Annotated in this window: 13 protein-coding genes and 1 pseudogene; 8 read left to right on the top strand and 6 right to left on the bottom strand. The window is 53.5% G+C overall.

Annotated elements, in window-relative coordinates:
* Positions 1-151 precede the first annotated feature (151 nt).
* Positions 152-286, top strand: a pseudogene (locus ACLHV8_RS13800) (LysR family transcriptional regulator); the annotation flags it as partial.
* On the opposite strand, the gene fumA reads toward ACLHV8_RS13800, so the two are convergent.
* Both fumA and ACLHV8_RS13790 read right to left on the bottom strand, forming a co-directional pair.
* Complete coding sequence (gene fumA / locus ACLHV8_RS13795; protein WP_208594325.1) at positions 280-1,929, bottom strand: class I fumarate hydratase FumA; 1,650 nt, start codon at positions 1,927-1,929, stop codon at positions 280-282. The pseudogene ACLHV8_RS13800 and the gene fumA sit on opposite strands and share 7 nt — an antisense overlap.
* Positions 1,930-1,984: 55 nt before the next feature.
* Positions 1,985-3,493, bottom strand: a complete 1,509-nt coding sequence (locus tag ACLHV8_RS13790) for an anion permease (protein ID WP_023325580.1) — start codon at positions 3,491-3,493, stop codon at positions 1,985-1,987.
* Between the two features lie 608 nt (positions 3,494-4,101).
* Here ACLHV8_RS13790 and ACLHV8_RS13785 point away from each other — a divergent pair.
* A complete protein-coding gene (locus ACLHV8_RS13785) occupies positions 4,102-6,882 on the top strand; it encodes a flavocytochrome c (RefSeq protein ID WP_208594326.1) in 2,781 nt (926 codons plus the stop codon).
* Between the two features lie 93 nt (positions 6,883-6,975).
* On the top strand, positions 6,976-7,938 hold the full coding sequence (locus ACLHV8_RS13780; RefSeq protein WP_208594327.1) for an FAD:protein FMN transferase: 963 nt from the start codon (positions 6,976-6,978) through the stop codon (positions 7,936-7,938).
* Here ACLHV8_RS13780 and dcuR read toward each other — a convergent pair.
* Both dcuR and ACLHV8_RS13770 read right to left on the bottom strand, forming a co-directional pair.
* Positions 7,919-8,638, bottom strand: coding sequence for a two-component system response regulator DcuR (dcuR, locus tag ACLHV8_RS13775; protein WP_028019609.1), 720 nt, complete (start codon positions 8,636-8,638; stop codon positions 7,919-7,921). The genes ACLHV8_RS13780 and dcuR overlap by 20 nt on opposite strands.
* Positions 8,635-10,251: a sensor histidine kinase gene (locus ACLHV8_RS13770; protein ID WP_208594328.1), complete on the bottom strand. Its 1,617-nt coding sequence runs from the start codon at positions 10,249-10,251 to the stop codon at positions 8,635-8,637. The genes dcuR and ACLHV8_RS13770 overlap by 4 nt, the downstream gene beginning before the upstream one ends.
* A gap of 165 nt (positions 10,252-10,416) precedes the next feature.
* Here ACLHV8_RS13770 and ACLHV8_RS13765 point away from each other — a divergent pair, with 165 nt between their 5' ends.
* Positions 10,417-11,280, top strand: a complete 864-nt coding sequence (locus ACLHV8_RS13765; protein ID WP_028019607.1) for an N-acetylmuramic acid 6-phosphate etherase — start codon at positions 10,417-10,419, stop codon at positions 11,278-11,280.
* 55 nt (positions 11,281-11,335) lie between these two features.
* Here ACLHV8_RS13765 and ompC read toward each other — a convergent pair whose 3' ends face one another.
* A complete protein-coding gene (ompC, locus tag ACLHV8_RS13760; protein ID WP_108089637.1) occupies positions 11,336-12,499 on the bottom strand; it encodes a porin OmpC in 1,164 nt (387 codons plus the stop codon).
* Positions 12,500-12,934: 435 nt separating this feature from the next.
* On the opposite strand from ompC, the gene drpB reads away from it, so the two are divergent.
* The 4 genes from drpB (at position 12,935) to ACLHV8_RS13740 (ending at position 15,906) form a co-directional block, all read left to right on the top strand.
* The gene (gene drpB, locus ACLHV8_RS13755; RefSeq protein WP_028019605.1) at positions 12,935-13,204 is read left to right on the top strand and encodes a cell division protein DrpB; all 270 of its coding nucleotides are present in this window, start codon (positions 12,935-12,937) and stop codon (positions 13,202-13,204) included.
* A gap of 51 nt (positions 13,205-13,255) precedes the next feature.
* Entirely contained in the window at positions 13,256-13,957 is a 702-nt protein-coding gene (locus ACLHV8_RS13750) for a phosphohydrolase (RefSeq protein WP_208594329.1), read from the top strand.
* A 61-nt stretch (positions 13,958-14,018) separates the two neighbouring features.
* Positions 14,019-15,434: a DNA cytosine methyltransferase gene (locus ACLHV8_RS13745; protein WP_274620541.1), complete on the top strand. Its 1,416-nt coding sequence runs from the start codon at positions 14,019-14,021 to the stop codon at positions 15,432-15,434.
* Positions 15,415-15,906 carry a very short patch repair endonuclease gene (locus ACLHV8_RS13740; RefSeq protein ID WP_208594331.1) on the top strand — a complete coding sequence of 164 codons (492 nt, stop codon included), beginning with the start codon at positions 15,415-15,417 and terminating at the stop codon, positions 15,904-15,906. Before ACLHV8_RS13745 ends, ACLHV8_RS13740 begins: the two co-directional genes overlap by 20 nt.
* Here ACLHV8_RS13740 and yedA read toward each other — a convergent pair.
* Positions 15,878-16,792 carry a drug/metabolite exporter YedA gene (yedA, locus tag ACLHV8_RS13735; RefSeq protein WP_208594332.1) on the bottom strand — a complete coding sequence of 305 codons (915 nt, stop codon included), beginning with the start codon at positions 16,790-16,792 and terminating at the stop codon, positions 15,878-15,880. The genes ACLHV8_RS13740 and yedA overlap by 29 nt on opposite strands.
* Positions 16,793-16,798 lie beyond the last annotated feature (6 nt).

Below are 16,798 nucleotides of genomic sequence, written 5' to 3'. Positions count from 1 at the left end.
TGCGATTTTGTGATGTGGCGCAGAGGGGCGCTTCAGAAAGTGCCGGGTAACCGCTCATTACCCGGCGGGGGCAATTTAGCGCAGCGCCCGGGCAATGGCGCTAAACATCAGAGAGGCCTCCAGCGGCTGGGCGCTAAAGGACGGCTCCGCCTGCGGCCAGGGATTCTTACCAACCCATTTTCATGCCGTGCAGTGGCAGAACGTAAAAAGGCTGCGCACCGAAGTGGGCAGCCGGGGGATTAGTCAGACGATGGTCACCATCTGGAAGCCGGGAAGCGCTCAGCGCTGTGAACACCCTTTGCACTGTTGGTTCTGGATCTGCTGGAAGAAATCGTTGCCTTTGTCATCCACCAGGATAAACGCCGGGAAGTTCTCGACTTCGATTTTCCAGATGGCTTCCATACCCAGTTCAGGATACGCCACGCATTCCAGACTCTTAATACTGTTTTGCGCCAACACCGCAGCCGGGCCGCCGATGCTGCCCAGGTAGAAGCCGCCGTGCTTATGGCAGGCATCCGTTACCTGCTGGCTGCGGTTGCCTTTTGCGAGCATGATCATGCTCGCACCGTGGGATTGCAGTAAGTCCACATATGAGTCCATACGTCCCGCGGTGGTCGGGCCGAGTGAACCAGACGCATAGCCTTCCGGCGTTTTAGCAGGGCCCGCATAGTAGATTGGATGGTCTTTCACGTACTGCGGCAGTTCTTCGCCATTGTCGAGCAACTCTTTCAGCTTCGCGTGGGCGATATCGCGCGCGACGATGATAGTACCGTTCAGCGACAGACGGGTAGAGACCGGGTGCGCTGAGAGCTGCGCCAGGATCTCATTCATCGGCTTGTTGAGGTTGATGCTGACCACGTCGCCTTCGCCCTGCTGGCGCAGAGATTCAGGAATATACTGACCCGGGTTGTGTTCCAGTTTTTCAATCCAGATCCCGTCGCGGTTGATTTTCGCTTTGATATTACGGTCTGCGGAGCAGGAAACACCCATGCCGATTGGGCAGGACGCGCCGTGGCGTGGCAGGCGGATCACGCGGATATCGTGGGCGAAGTATTTACCGCCAAACTGTGCGCCGAGACCCAGGTTCTGCGCTTCCTGGAGCAGTTCCTGTCCGAGCTGAACATCACGGAACGCCTGGCCGTGTTCGTTACCTTCCGTTGGCAGTGCGTCGTAATAGCGGGTGGACGCCAGTTTCACGGTTTTCAGGGTACTTTCCGCAGAGGTACCGCCAATCACAAACGCGATATGGTAAGGCGGGCAGGCTGCAGTGCCCAGAGTACGCATCTTCTCAACCAAATAATTTTTCAGTTTCGCCGGGGTAATCAGCGCTTTGGTTTCCTGGTAGAGATAGGTTTTGTTGGCTGAACCGCCACCTTTTGCCATGCACAGGAATTTGTATTCGTCCCCGTCCACGCTGTAGAGATCAATCTGCGCGGGTAGGTTGGTGCCGGTATTCACCTCTTTATACATATCCAGCGCGGCATTCTGGGAGTAGCGCAGGTTGTCTTCGATGTAGGTGTTATACACCCCCTGGCTCAGGGCTGCTTCGTCGCCGCCACCGGTCCAGACGCGCTGGCCTTTTTTCCCCATGACGATCGCCGTTCCGGTGTCCTGGCAGGTTGGCAGCACGCCTTTGGCGGCAATCTCGGAGTTGCGCAGGAACTGCAGGGCAACGTACTTGTCGTTCTGGCTGGCTTCAGGATCGTTAAGAATGGCGGCAACCTGCTTCTGATGAGAAGGACGCAGCATAAACGCAGCATCGTGGAAAGCCTGCTGTGCCAGCAGCGTCAGCGCCTCTGGCTCGACTTTCAGGATCTCCTGACCCTCGAACTCGGCAACGGAGACGTGCTCTTTAGTCAGCAGATAGTATTCGGTGTCGTCATGCGCGAGAGGGAAGGGGTTCTGGTAGATAAACGGTTTGTTTGACATAGCGTATTGCTCCACAAAAATAAAACCGCCGGAGGATGAGCCCGGCGGTCAGGAATCAGAACATCATGGACATCCACGGATAACCAATCAGCAGCAGGGCCGCCAGGAAAATGGCACCGAAGATGGTGCCGAGGCGCCAGTAGTCTTTGGTTGGCAGGTAGCCACTACCATAGTAAATCGGGCTTGGGCCGGTACCGTACGGGGTGATGATCCCCATCACGCCCAGCGAGGTCACCATCAGCAGAACAAACACTTCCATATTCATACCAGGAATGGTGGAGGCGATGGTCAGCATCGCTGGCAGCAGCGCGGTGGTATGCGCGGTGGTGCTGGCAAACAGGTAGTGCAGCAGGTAGAACGCCAGCAGCAGAACGATGGTCGCAACTCCCGGTGAGATACCGCTCATTAACAGACCACCTTCTTTACCCAGCCAGCTGATAAAGCCGGTAGACGAGAGGCCATCCGCCAGCGCAACCAGGGTGGCGAACCAGACGAAGGTGTTCCACGCGGCTTTGTTGCCGGTGATATCGTTCCACTCCAGCACGCCGGTCCACAGCATCAGGCCGACGATGAGCAGGGCAGCCATGGCAGGTTCGATCCATGCGGCAGCGAAAATCCACATCAGCAGTGCACAGCAGACGAATACCAGCAGCAGGATTTCGTTGCGGGACAGTTTGCCCAGTTTTTCCAGCTCACGGGTCGCCCACAGCGGCACTTCGTTGTTCACTTTGACTTCTGGCGGGTAGAACCAGTAGGCCAGCAGCGGCATGGTCAGGATCAGCAGGATGCCCAGCGGCAGGAAGGCGAGGAACCAGGTACCCCAGGAGATATCAATCCCAACCGTACTTTTCACCAGCGCCAGCGCCAGCAGGTTCGGCGCGAGTGCGGAGAGGAACATTGAGCTAGTAATACAGGCTGCAGTGATCGCCACCCACATCAGATACGAACCAATTTTACGCGCGCTGGGATCGTTTGGTTTTGAACCATACAGCGGCGGAAGGTTAGCGATAATCGGGTAGATGGTCCCGCCGCTACGCGCGGTGTTGGACGGCGTGAACGGTGCCAGCAGCAAATCTGCGAAGGTAATGGCGTAACCGAGCGTCAGGCTGCGACGGCCAAGATACTTCACCAGAATCAGCGCCAGACGGCGTCCGAAGCGGGTTTTATCATAACCAGCGGCGAACATAAAAGCGCCGAAAATCAGCCAAACGGTTGAGTTACCAAAACCGCTCACGGCCCATTTAAAAGAGGCACCGGCCAGCTTGAATTTCGGGTCGGCCAGCTGTTCGGGGCTGAACAGTACCCACTGGCTACAGAGCGCAATGGCCACCACGCCCGTCAGGCCAATCACCGCGCCCGGCAGCGGTTCGAAGATCAAACCAACGATCACACCGACAAAGATGGCGAAGTAGTGCCATGCGTAAGGAGGCAGCCCTTCTGGTACCGGAACAAACAGCAGCAGTACGGCGACGATGACGGGCAGTGCCATCATCAGCAGACGTTTTGCGTTTCCATTTGATGCCTGGTTCGCCACAGGGGGCGTTACAGCAGTTTTTGTATTCATAGTTTCACGTCTTAAGTTGTCAAAAATTCGGTCGTACTGAAAAACAAAATGGCTTTCTTAAGTTTCTTTGCTTTTTTTAGTTATTAAAGGTGCGCTTTTGTATTTTCAGTAATAGCGATTTAACGCATTTTTGATTGCGCTAAATTAAAAAATGATGATGTTTTTATATTGCGCTTTTGGATGCCATAACTATTGATCACGATCAAAAAAACAGAATGGCAGTGTTATTTTTATTCTTTTATTAATAACCACTCAGACGTATGTGGGTATTACGTGTTTTATTGGTTTGTTTTATCATTTTCGTAACATTTATGTTTTCTTTGTTTTGTATATTGTTGTTTTTAATTGTTTTGTTATTTGTGTGGAAATTGGTTTTACCAATTTTTATTTAACGTATTTTAAATTATTGTGAATGACTGAATTACATTCGCTAACACCAATGTGTTATTTGTGTTATTGCAGGGATTAAATAGTTTTTTAACTAACGTAATAACTTTAGAAACTAAAAAAATCATTATATTAATATCATGACATCGGCAAAGAACGACGAAATAAAAAATCAATCCGATAACGAATTCTTAATTTTTAAAAGTTTGGAGTTTTCTATTATGAGCACTAACGAACGCATTCTGAGTTCCTTCACATTACCGAATGGTACCGAACTGAAAAACCGTTTGTTAATGGCCCCAATGACAACCTGTACCGGCTACTATGACGGTACGGTGACCAGCGAGCTGGTGGAGTACTATCGGGCCCGTTCCGGCAGCATTGGCACCATTATTGTTGAGTGTTGCTTTGTCGACGATCTCGGTCTTGCCTTCCCGGGTGCGATCGGTATTGATAATGACGAGAAAATCGCCGGGCTGGCGAAAATCGCTGAGGCAATTAAATCTAAGGGTTCTAAAGCCCTGCTGCAGATCTACCACGGCGGCCGTATGGTTGACCCGAAACTGATCGGTGGCCGTACGCCGGTAGGGCCAAGCGCAGTTGCCGCTCCACGTGACGGTGCCGCGACGCCGGTTGCGCTGACCACTGCCGAAGTCGAAGGCATGATCGGTAAGTTTGGCGATGCCGTGCGCCGCGCGATTCAGGCTGGTTTTGACGGTGTCGAGATCCACGGGGCCAATACCTATCTGATCCAGCAGTTCTACTCCCCGAACTCAAACCAGCGCACGGACGAATGGGGCGGCAGCCGTGATAACCGTGCGAAATTCCCGCTGGCGGTGCTGGAAATTACTCACAAAATGGTGCGCCAGTACGCGGACGACGCGTTTATTATTGGCTATCGCTTCTCCCCTGAAGAGCTGGAAGTGCCGGGCATCCGCTTTGAAGACACCATGTACCTGCTGGAGAAACTGGCGGCGCGCGGCGTGGATTATCTGCACTTCTCCGTCGGCGCTACCCTGCGACCTTCCATCGTCGATACCCAGGACCCGACGCCGCTTATTGAAAAATACTGCGCCATGCGTTCAGAAACGCTGGCACAGGTTCCAGTCATGGGCGTGGGCGGCGTGGTGAATGCGTCAGACGTGAATGAAGCGCTGGACCACGGTTACGACCTGATTGCCGTTGGCCGCGCCACTATTGCTTACCCGGACTGGACTGACCGCATCGCGGCCGGTGAAAACCTTGAGCTGTTTATGGACAGCACCAAACGTGAAGAGCTGAACATCCCTGAACCGCTGTGGCGCTTCTCACTGGTGGAAGCGATGATCCGCGACATGAGCATGGGTGAATCCAAATTCAAACCGGGCACCTTTGTTGAGAAAGTACAGGACGATGCTAACGAGCTGGTGATTAACGTCAGCCTGGAGACCGACCGCATTGCGGATATCGAACTTGCATCGGGTCCGAGCGAAGACGTTGAGTTTGTGACCAGCTTTGAAGAGATCCGTACCCGCATTCTGGATGCCAACACCCCGCATGTGGATGCCATCACTGGCGCAACCAGCCAGAGTGAGGCGGTGAAAAAAGCGGTCTCGAAAGCAATGCTGAAATCCAGCAAAGCGCTGGCCGCAGAAGAGGGCGCCGACCCGAATGAAACCCGCAGCGTGGACGTGGTGGTGGTCGGTAGCGGTGGTGCCGGTCTGGCCGCAGCCATTCAGGCACACGACGAAGGCGCAAGCGTGCTGATTGTTGAGAAGATGCCAACCATCGGCGGTAATACTATCAAAGCGTCAGCCGGGATGAACGCCGCAGAGACGCGCTTCCAGCGGGTGAAAGGGATTCAGGACAGCAAAGAGCTGTTCTATCAGGAAAGCCTGAAAGGCGGCGGTAACAAGAACAACCCGGAACTGCTGCGCCGCTTTGTTGAGAACGCGCCGCAGGCGATTGAGTGGCTGGCAACACGCGGCATTATGCTAAACGACATCACCACCACCGGCGGGATGAGCATCGACCGTACTCACCGTCCAAAAGACGGCTCTGCGGTGGGTGGCTACCTGATTAGCGGTCTGGTGCGTAACGTCAACAAACGCAACATCGACGTCATGCTGGACACCTCCGTCAGCGATATTATCTTCGAAAACGGTGAAGTAACCGGCGTGCGCCTGACCACCGAAGAGAATGAAACTATTACCGTCGCAACCAAAAGTGTCATTGTTGCCACCGGTGGTTTCAGTGCCAACAGCCAGATGGTGGTGAAATACCGTCCGGACCTGGAAGGTTTCGTTACCACCAACCACAAAGGGGCGACCGGTGGCGGTATCGCGCTGCTGGAACGTATTGGTGCAGGCACCGTTGATATGGGTGAAATCCAGATCCACCCAACCGTTGAGCAGAAAACATCGTATCTGATTTCCGAATCTATCCGCGGCGGCGGGGCGATTCTGGTGAACCAGCAGGGGAATCGCTTCTTCAATGAGATGTCGACCCGCGATAAAGTCTCCGCGTCAATCATCGCGCTGCCAGAGAAATACGCTTACATCGTCTTTGATGAACATGTTCGTGCCAAAAACAAAGCCGCAGATGAGTATATCGCCAAAGGATTTGTGACCAGCGCCAGCTCGCCAAAAGCACTGGCTGAGGCCCTGGGGATGGATTACCACCAGTTCCTGGCAACCCTTGAGCGCTACAACGGCTTTGTTGAAAAACAGCACGACGATGATTTCGGCCGTACCACTGCGTTGCGTGCGCCAATCAACGAAGGGCCGTTCTACGCCATTCAGATTGCACCAGGCGTGCACCACACCATGGGCGGCGTGACCATCAACACCGAAACCTGCGTACTGGACAGCAACCACAACGTATTGCCAGGAGCGTTTGCTGCCGGTGAAGTGGTCGGCGGGATCCACGGCGGTAACCGTATCGGTGGTAACGCAGTGGCAGATATCATTATTTTTGGTACTCTGGCCGGACACCAGGCGGCTATGCGTTCGAAAATGAGGTAAGGCACCTGTTTCTCAGGCCGGATAAGCGCAGCGCCATCCGGCTATTCCCCGGCGGCGCGGTGCTTGCCGGGGTTACATTTGAGGATACATCCCATGCCCGATAGCCATCGCGTTTACAGCTACTCCGCCGTCCTGATGGGCTCACCCATCCTCCTGAAACTCTTCTCCCATGACGAAGCCCTCGCTTCCCGCGTGTTTCGCCTGATCAAACAGTATGAAGATCTGCTCACCGTCAACCGCGCGCACTCGCAGGTCATGGATATCAACCATGCAGCAGGCCAGCATCCGGTCACCGTCAGCCGACCCGTATTTGAACTGATCCGCTGTGCAAAAGCGGCTAGCCTGCTCAAGGACAGCGCCTTTAACCTGGCCATTGGCCCGCTGGTGAAGCGCTGGAAAATTGGTTTTCAGGGAGACAGCGTTCCGCCTGCCGATGAAATCGCGTCACTGCTGGCGATTACCCGTCCTGAGGATGTCATCCTTGATGAGGCCCGCAGCAGCGTTTTTCTGACCAGCACGGGTATGGAAATCGATCTGGGGGCCATCGCCAAAGGATATATCGCCGACAGAGTACGGGATTATCTGCACAAAGAGGGGGCCGATCTGGGGCTGATTAACCTCGGCGGCAATATCCAGACATTAGGCTCGCCGGAAGGGGGCTGGAGCGTGGGGCTCAAAAAACCGTTCGCCGGTGATGCGTTGATCGGCACGATGACGGTCGAGAACATGTCAGTCGTGACGTCCGGAACATACGAACGCTACTTTGAACAAAACGGCAAACGCTACCACCACATTCTCGATCCGCGCACCGGGTATCCCCTGGATAACGAACTGGATAGCGTGACCATCATTTCTAAAAACTCCATTGATGGAGATATCTGGACCACGTTGATGTACGGCATGGGCGTAGAGAAGGGGTGTGCCACGCTGCGCGCGCGCCCCGATATTGAAGCTATCTTTGTGACCAAAACAAAAGAAGTGGTGCTCTCTTCAGCGCACCACTTCCGGTTTACCTTGCTGGATAACAGCTACTGCGTTACTGACAATACTGCTTGAGCAGGCCTGTTTGCTCCGGCTGGAGGCGGTAGCGATACACCGGACGCCCGGTGGCACCGTAGTGAATGCTGGTGAACAAAATGTTGATTTGCGCCAGCCAGATCAGATATTTGCGGCAAGATACGCGGGAGATATTGACCGCGCCTGCCAGGTCATCGGTGGAGAATTCTGTCTCCGGATGGGCATCAATCCACTGACAAATCGTGCGCAGCGTCTGCGGCGTTAACCCTTTCGGCAGCTTTTTGCTGTCCGCCAGCTCTGGCGCTCCGCCGTGGATCAGTCTGTCAACGTCGGCCTGCTCGTAGTACTGGTGCGATCCCATCAGACTGTGCTTTGCCTTCCAGCCGTTTAGTGCCTCTTCAAAGCGCGGGAACTGGAACGGTTTAATCAGATAATCCATCACGCCGTAATGGATGGAGGTCTGGATCGTGGCGGCGTCAGCAGCGGAGGAGATCATAATGACATCAATCGGGCGGCCCGAAGCGCGAATAACGGGCAACAGATCCAGCCCGTTATCCTGCTGCATATAAACGTCCAGCAGCACCAGGTCGACAGGCTGGTTGGGGTTATTGATAAAGGCCTCGGCCTGGTTGAGCGTAGAGGCGACTCCGCAGCAGCTAAAGCCTTCAACACGGTTGACGTACAGACGGTTGAGGTCAGCTACCATGGCATCATCATCGACAATTAATACATTTATCACGCGATATTCCTCTCGCTATCCCAGGGGATGTGAACAAAAAATTGGGTAAAGACACCAGGCTCAGACTCGACGGAGATGTCTCCGCCCAGGTTCTGGATTTGCTGGCGAGCAAGGAATAACCCAACACCGCGGTTTTCACCTTTGGTTGAGAATCCCTTTGTAAAAATAGCCTCCAGCTGAGTGGGATCAATACCGGGGCCATCATCACTGACTTCACAACTGAGCCAGCCATTCTGATAATGCAACAGCAGAGTGATTTCGCCTTCCTGCTGTCCTTCCATCGCGTCGAGAGCGTTTTCAATAAGGTTACCCAGCGCGGTGATCAGCACCGCAACCTGCTCTTCACTGGCGGTATCCGGAATCTGGCACTCATCGGCCAGCGACAGGGTGACGCCCGCTTCTTTCGCCCGGTTTATTTTACCCAGCAGGAACCCCGCAATCACCGGAGATTTTACCTTGCTCTGTATCTCACCGATATCTGTCTGGTAATTGTGCGCGGTCTGGATGATGTACTCTTCCAGCTTGTCGTAGCGTTTCATGTGCAGCAGGCCAAGGATCACGTGCAGTTTGTTCATAAACTCATGTGTATGGGTGCGCAGGGCGTCAACGTAACTGACCATGCCATCAATCCGCTGCATCAGCTGGCTGATTTCCGTTTTATCGCGGAAGGTGGTGATCGCGCCGATCACCCGATCCTGGCTTTTGACTGGCACCATGTTGCACAGCAACAGCCGCCCGTTACAGCTGATCTCCTGATCCTGGCGGGCAATACCCGTTTTCGAGACTTCCCGCAGGCTGGCCAGCAGCGGCGCGCTGGCGTTTTCAGTCTGCTTGCCTGAAGGCAGGAGTAAAATCTCTCTGGCGGTTTGATTAATCATCGTCACCCGGCCATGAATATCGACAGCCAGCACCCCTTCACGAAGCGACTGCAGCATCGCCTGACGCTGTTCAAACAAGGCGGAGATTTCGTAGGGTTCGAGCCCGAACAGGATGCGTTTCAGTACCCGAACCAGACCCCAAATCGCCATAGAACTCATAAAGATACTGAATAAGATGGTCCAGACGGCGTTCATCCGTCCACGGGCGATCTGATCTTCCACTTTTTTGAGGGAGATACCGACCACCACCACACCGATCTGATCGTGCTGGCTATCATAAACAGGGGTGAAAACGCGGAGCGCTTCGGCGAGCGCACCACGGTTTACGGAGACATTCTCTTTACCTTCCAGCGCAGGCTCGAGGTCATTACCAATAAAGTGCAGGCCGATCAGCGCTTCGTTCGGGTGCGAGTAGCGAATCCCCCGCATGTCGGTCACCACCGTGAGCAGCAGGTCATTGCGCTGGGTGACGGCTCTGGCGATGGGTTGAATAATATCTGCCTGCGGGGGCTGCATCAGACCTCGCTGGATCTCCGGGCTGTCGGCCAGCGTGCGGGCGATACCCAGCGCGGTATCTTTAACATCATCGCGGGTCGCCCGGGTAATTTGTACTGAATAGAGTGCAAAGACCACCAGCAGCACAGAGGCAATAATCGCGCATACCATCAACGTGACCAGCGTATTCAGTTTCATGGGGCGCTTGCGCGTCAGAAGGAAAGGCTGCAAATCGCTCATCAACACTCCGCGATGATTAAGAAAGGGGGTAATTATCGCCGATGACGCGCTTTTCTTAAAGCCATGTAAAGGCGTGGATTTGCTCCTCTTTTCGTGACCCTCCTCGCATGTCATCCATATAAAACACTTTATAGTGTGTGGGTACTCATAATAAGGAGGCTGTTTATGAGCATTATGCTTACCGGTTCGGTCAAGGAAAGACGGCACGCCAGCACGATGAATATTGATAGATTGTCCACGCTGGACATGCTGAAAGTCATTCACCAGGATGATGCACTTATCACTGCAGCTATTACCCCCTGTTTAACAACTATCGCCCGCGTGGTGGATAACGCCGCCGCGACCCTCAGCCACGGTGGTCGTTTAGTCATTGTTGGCGCAGGCCCGTCGGGCCGTGTCGCGCAACAGGTAGCGGATGAATATGCTCCGGGTAAAACTCCTGTCATTGCCGTTACAGCAGGCGAGGGAGAAGGAAGCTATGAGCGTGGCGTTGCCGACCTGCAGGCCATCACCTTTGGCGAACACGATATGATGCTGGCGGTGACCATTAGCGGAAAAACACCGTGGGTTTGGGGCGCGATGCGGCATGCATGGTCGCTGGGCTCTTCGGTTGCTGTCATTACCGGCGACGCGCAAAGTGAAGCGGCGCAGCTGGCGAGCATGGTGATTGCCCCGGAACTGGGTGCTGATGTGGTCGCAGGCTATATCAATACCAAAGCGGGGATTGCGCAGAAAATGATCCTCTCGATGATTGCTACCGGATTGGCCGTCCGAACCGGTCGCGCATACAGCAACCTGCGTGTGGATCTTGAGGCAAGCAATACCAAATGGGCCGAGCGACAAATCGCAATAGTGATGGAAGCAGGCGGATGTACCCGGGCGGAGGCGAAAGCCGCGCTGGAAGGGTGTAACCATAACTGTAAAACAGCGGTGTTGATGGTGCTGACAGGGCTGGATGCCTGGAAAGCCCATGAGCTACTGGCGCAGAATAACGGATTTATTCGCGTGGCGTTGCAGGAAGCGCCATAGAGCCTGACAAATGGCATAAAAAAGCCCGCGAAAGCGGGCTTTAGTATTTTAGATATTAGAACTGGTAGGTCATACCGATGCCAACGATGTCATCGGTGGAAATACCGTATGTTTCATACAGTGCTTCATCGTTGTCCAGCATGTTGATTTTGTAATCAACATAAGTAGAGAAGTTCTTGTTTAAGCTGTAGGTCATGCCCACGTCAATGTAGTTAACCAGATCCTGATTGAATCCCTTACCGTCCAGGTCTTTACCTTTTGAGTAAACCCATGCCAGGGAAGGACGCAGGCCGAAGTCGAACTGGTACTGGGCAACCGCTTCGAAGTTCTGAGTCTGGTTTGCGATACCAAGGTTACCGATTGGCGTCATGTTGCGGGTTTCCGCATACATCATTGCCAGGTAGATGCTGTTTGCATCGTATTTTGCGCCAACGGTCCAGGCTTCAGCTTTTTCGCCACCGGCATAACCGATGCCTTCCGCGGCTTTGCCATAAGCAACCTGCTCGTTAGTACGATCAGAAGACGAATACGCTGCACCCAGGCTCAGGCCGGACAGGTCGCCAGAGAAGTCGTAGGAAGTCGACATACCGAAGCCGTCGCCATTCTGGAAACGCACATCTTTATGACCATTTTTCGTGCCTTCCTGAACATCAATATTATTACCGAATTGATCTTCGTGTGGACCACTTTCGTTATTACCTTGATATTGCAGCGCAAAATTCAGACCATCAACCAGACCAAAGAAATCTTTATTACGATAAGTCGCCAGACCGTTAGCACGGCCATTCATAAAGTTATCGGTCCAGGTGTAAGAATCACCGCCAAATACCGGCAGCATATCGGTCCAGGCTTCAACGTCGTACACGACGCCGTAATTACGGCCATAATCAAATGAGCCGTATTCACCATATTTCAGACCTGCATATGCCAGACGGTTAAAGGATTTATCACCCGCGCCTTCAGTATCATTTGCGTAGGTTTTATATTCCCACTGGCCGTAACCGATCAGATCGCGAGTAATCTGGGTTTCGCCTTTGAAACCAATCTGTACATAGGTTTCATCGCCGTCGTCACCTGGGTTGTCAGAGAAGGTATGACGTGCATCGACTTTGCCATACAGGTCAACTTTGTTGCCGTTTTTATTGTACATCTCTGCCGCATTTACCGCGCCAGCCATTAATAAAGCGGGTACAAGAAGTGCCAGAACTTTTCTTTTCATTATATATTCCCTTTAAAGATAATTTATATGAATATATGTAATTACTCTCCGCAATTACATGGTTGATACTATTCTATGGTTTGTTATTTTTGTTCAAAAATAAATGTAATTAAAGTCGTATAAATATTGCAAAATATTTCTAAATGTCGCTTTATTTTTCTTGTGAATTATTCGATTGAACATATAGAGGTTAATTATTATTAAGTATTTCACGCTATTATTATTTCATTTTTATAATTGCTTGAAATTATATATCTCGGCCTTTCTGAGCAAAAATAACACAACCGTTAATCTTGCCTGAGATCAACTTAACGCAAACTGAGCGTAAGAAATCTTCCCACACTGCCGCGTTTAATGACAAAATGTGATGATTGTCACAAAACTAAGTGAGCAGGTGAAAACGATAGTGCAGCTATCGTGGAGTGAAGGATAAAGATGGAACGAAAAATTGAACGCAGCCTGGGAGGCAAACTGGCTCTGTGGGTGTTCTACGCATTTTGCGGTTATTTTGTCTGGGCTATGGCGCGCTACGCGTGGGTGGTAAGTAAAATTCCATCACTGCCTGATACCGTGGCTGACGGGGATTTAGGGTCGACCAGCGGGAAGTGGCTTGGAGCCATTCTGGGGTTTATGGTGCTGGGCACCGTCGGTCTGATTCTGGGCGCGATTGCCTGGTATACGCGTCCCCGTCAGGACAACCGGTGATAGCAGCGGGGAAAGTTGCTATTGTTACCGTTTCACCGACAGGATGTGATCATGGAACTTACGCAGTGGCAGCACCGCTTTGAACGCTGGCTCGACGAAAACCACACCACCGACGACGCCGCTCATGATATTTCACACTTTCGTCGTGTCTGGATGACCGCGCAAAAAATTATGGACAACCAGACGGTTGACCCGCTGGTTGTGCTGACCGCATGTTATTTTCATGACATCGTTAGCCTGCCCAAAAACCATCCGGAACGCAGTCAGTCATCCCGTCTGGCGGCGCGTAAGACACGTAGCATTCTGCAATGCGATTTCCCTGATTTTCCGCCCGAATGCTATGCCGCAGTGGAACATGCCATCGAGGCACACAGTTTCAGCGCCGGGCTGACGCCGCAAAGTATTGAGGCCAAAATTGTCCAGGATGCAGACCGTCTGGAAGCACTGGGTGCCATCGGTCTGGCGCGAGTCTTTGCCGTGTCAGGCGCTTTGGGGGTGGCACTGTTTAATGCTGACGATCCGTTCGCCGATGCACGATCGCTTGATGACCGGGCGTTTGCCCTTGACCATTTTCAGACCAAGCTGTTGCGGTTGCCTGATACAATGCAAACGGATGTCGGGCGCGAGCTCGCGCATCACAACGCCGATTTTCTGATCCAGTTTATGGCGAAACTCAGTGCCGAATTACGCGGTGACTGCATCGGGCTGGATAGCCAGGTTCAGAGCCGCTTCCGTCGCAGTTTGCGCAAATGAACTGTGGTAATCTGTTTCCAGTCTTTATTGTCCGGTTAAAACAATGCAGGAAAATCGATCAGTGACTGAGCCCGCACCTGAGCAGGCTGAGAAATCAACGGCAACGGTGCAGGCGTTATTGCACCAGTTGTTAGATATCTATGATGCTAAAACCCTGGCAAATCAGCTGGTGGCACACGGTGAGAGCCACTGGAGCCCGGCAATCCTGAAAAGACTGCTGACCAGCGAGCGGGCAGGGCGTCGCCTGAGCGAAGGCGAGTTTCGTTACCTGCAGAGCCTGCTTCCACGCCCTTCAGCCGCGCACCCGAACTATGCTTTCCGCTTTATCGATCTGTTTGCCGGTATCGGTGGCATCCGACACGGCTTTGAAGCCATCGGCGGTCAGTGCGTGTTTACCAGCGAGTGGAACAAACATGCTGTGCGCACCTACAAAGCAAACTGGTACTGCGATCCCCATGAACATCATTTCAACGCGGATATCCGCGATGTCACCCTGAGCCATAAAAGTGGCGTGAGCGATGCACAAGCCGCGGAGCACATTCGCCAGACGATCCCGGCGCATGATGTGCTGTTGGCGGGTTTCCCGTGCCAGCCTTTCTCCCTGGCGGGCGTCTCGAAAAAGAACGCCCTCGGACGCGCCCACGGTTTCGCCTGTGATACCCAGGGAACGCTGTTTTTTGATGTGGCCCGCATTATTGACGCCCGACGCCCGGCGATTTTTGTGCTGGAAAACGTCAAGAATCTAAAGAGCCATGATAGTGGAAAAACCTTCCGCATCATCATGCAAACGCTGGACGAGTTGGGCTATGACGTGGCCGACTCACAGGACATGGGCGCGGATGACCCAAAAATCATTGATGGGAAACATTTTCTGCCCCAGCATCGAGAACGAATCGTGCTGGTGGGTTTCCGCCGCGATCTCAATCTGAAGGGGGATTTCACCCTGCGTGATATTCCTTCTTTATATCCGGCGCACCGTCCCACCGTGGCTGAGCTGCTGGAGCCTGTCGTCGACGCGAAATTTATCCTCACTCCGGTGCTGTGGAAATACCTCTACCGCTATGCCAAAAAACATCAGGCGAAGGGCAACGGCTTCGGTTTTGGGATGGTCAACCCAAACGATCCGCACAGCGTTACCCGCACGCTTTCTGCCCGCTACTATAAGGACGGTGCAGAAATTCTGATCGACAGAGGCTGGGACAAGGCGCTTGGCGAGCAGAATTTCGACGACCCGGACAACCAGCGTCACCGTCCACGACGCTTAACGCCGCGGGAATGCGCCCGGTTAATGGGGTTTGAAACCCCGCAAGGCTACAGCTTCCGCATTCCGGTTTCGGATACGCAGGCTTACCGCCAGTTTGGTAATTCTGTGGTGGTTCCCGCCTTTGCGGCGGTGGCAAAACTGCTGTCTTCCCGCATCAAACAGGCTGTGGCGCTACGTGAGAGTGAGGCCGTCAATGACGGATGTTCACGATAAGGCCACGCGCAGTAAAAACATGCGTGCTATCGGCACGCGTGATACCGCAATTGAAAAACGCCTGGCCGCGCTTCTGACGCAGGCCGGCGTTGATTTCCGCGTGCAGGATCCCGCGCTTGCGGGGCGACCGGATTTCGTTGTCGACGCGTACCAGTGCATCATCTTTACTCACGGCTGTTTCTGGCATCATCACGACTGCTACTTGTTCAAAGTCCCGGCGACACGCACCGATTTCTGGCTGGAGAAAATTGGTAAAAATGTTGATCGTGACAACCGGGATCTCACCACGCTTATTGCTCAGGGCTGGCGAGTGCTGATCGTCTGGGAGTGTGCCCTGAGAGGCAGATTAAAACTGAACGATGCCGATCTCACGGAACGGCTGGAAGAGTGGATCTGCGGCGGCGGTCAGACCGCGCAGATCGACACTCTGGGTATTCATCCGCTTACGGTTTTTCCACCTCGCAAGGTGTGACAACCGGTTTGGCAGGCAGCAAATATTTGCCCAGCGTGACCAGCACAACAGCAAAAACAATCACCCCGAGTGCCAGCCATTCTACCGACGAGAGCGTTTCACCGCCCAATCCTGTGCCGAGCAGCACGGCCACGACCGGGTTGACATAGGCATAGCTGGTGGCGACGGCCGGAGAAACATTGCGGATCAGGAACATGTAGGCATTAATGGCGATGAGCGATCCAAACAGCGCCAGATAACCGACCGCCAGAAAGCCCGACAGACCCGGCATTGTCGTCAGCTTTTCTCCCGTCAGCGTTGAGGCGAGTAAGAGCACAATCCCCGCAGCGAGCATCTCTACTGCGCCAGCCATCATGCCGGAGGGCAGCTCAATACGGGAGCCGTATACGGAACCGAATGCCCAGCTCATAGAGCCGATCAGAATAATCACGGCGCCCCATGGGTTCCCGCTCAGGTTACCGCCGCTGTTGAGCAGAATAATGCCAGCAAGCCCGATGCCAATCCCCAGCCATTCCAGTTTGCGGGTACGAATGCCAAAAAGGCGGCTAAAACAGAGGGTAAACAGCGGGACGGTGGCAACAACCACGGCGGCGATCCCTGACGGTACATTCTGGTGCTCGGCAATGGTCACAAAACCATTGCCCACGGCCAACAGCAGCAGACCAATCAATGCAGCATTAAGCAGCGGGCGAAGTGGGGGAAGTTTATGACCGCGTAGCAGCAGGAATGCCAGCAGAAGCACCCCAGCCGAGAGGAAGCGAATACCCGCCATCATCAGCGGCGGCCAGCTTTCTACCCCGATGCGAATGACAAAGTAGGTTGAACCCCAAATGATATACAGTGAAAAAAGTGCCCCAATGAGCGGTAGCAATTGCCGGAAACGCATAATCCC

Origin of the sequence: Enterobacter sp. CPE_E863, assembly GCF_046521465.1 — a bacterium.
In the GTDB taxonomy this organism is placed as follows: Bacteria; Pseudomonadota; Gammaproteobacteria; order Enterobacterales; family Enterobacteriaceae; genus Enterobacter; species Enterobacter adelaidei.
Note: the sequence above shows the minus strand (reverse complement) of the source record. Positions and strands in the feature narration are given on the sequence as shown.

What these genes read in the sequence shown, in the direction of transcription:
- fumA (WP_208594325.1), bottom strand. Translation starts at nt 1,929, where the DNA reads ATGTCAAACAAACCGTTTATCTACCAGAACCCCTTCCCTCTCGCGCAT.
- ACLHV8_RS13790 (WP_023325580.1), bottom strand. Translation starts at nt 3,493, where the DNA reads ATGAATACAAAAACTGCTGTAACGCCCCCTGTGGCGAACCAGGCATCA.
- ACLHV8_RS13785 (WP_208594326.1), top strand. Translation starts at nt 4,102, where the DNA reads ATGAGCACTAACGAACGCATTCTGAGTTCCTTCACATTACCGAATGGT.
- ACLHV8_RS13780 (WP_208594327.1), top strand. Translation starts at nt 6,976, where the DNA reads ATGCCCGATAGCCATCGCGTTTACAGCTACTCCGCCGTCCTGATGGGC.
- ACLHV8_RS13770 (WP_208594328.1), bottom strand. Translation starts at nt 10,251, where the DNA reads ATGAGCGATTTGCAGCCTTTCCTTCTGACGCGCAAGCGCCCCATGAAA.
- ACLHV8_RS13765 (WP_028019607.1), top strand. Translation starts at nt 10,417, where the DNA reads ATGAGCATTATGCTTACCGGTTCGGTCAAGGAAAGACGGCACGCCAGC.
- ompC (WP_108089637.1), bottom strand. Translation starts at nt 12,499, where the DNA reads ATGAAAAGAAAAGTTCTGGCACTTCTTGTACCCGCTTTATTAATGGCT.
- drpB (WP_028019605.1), top strand. Translation starts at nt 12,935, where the DNA reads ATGGAACGAAAAATTGAACGCAGCCTGGGAGGCAAACTGGCTCTGTGG.
- ACLHV8_RS13750 (WP_208594329.1), top strand. Translation starts at nt 13,256, where the DNA reads ATGGAACTTACGCAGTGGCAGCACCGCTTTGAACGCTGGCTCGACGAA.
- ACLHV8_RS13740 (WP_208594331.1), top strand. Translation starts at nt 15,415, where the DNA reads ATGACGGATGTTCACGATAAGGCCACGCGCAGTAAAAACATGCGTGCT.
- yedA (WP_208594332.1), bottom strand. Translation starts at nt 16,792, where the DNA reads ATGCGTTTCCGGCAATTGCTACCGCTCATTGGGGCACTTTTTTCACTG.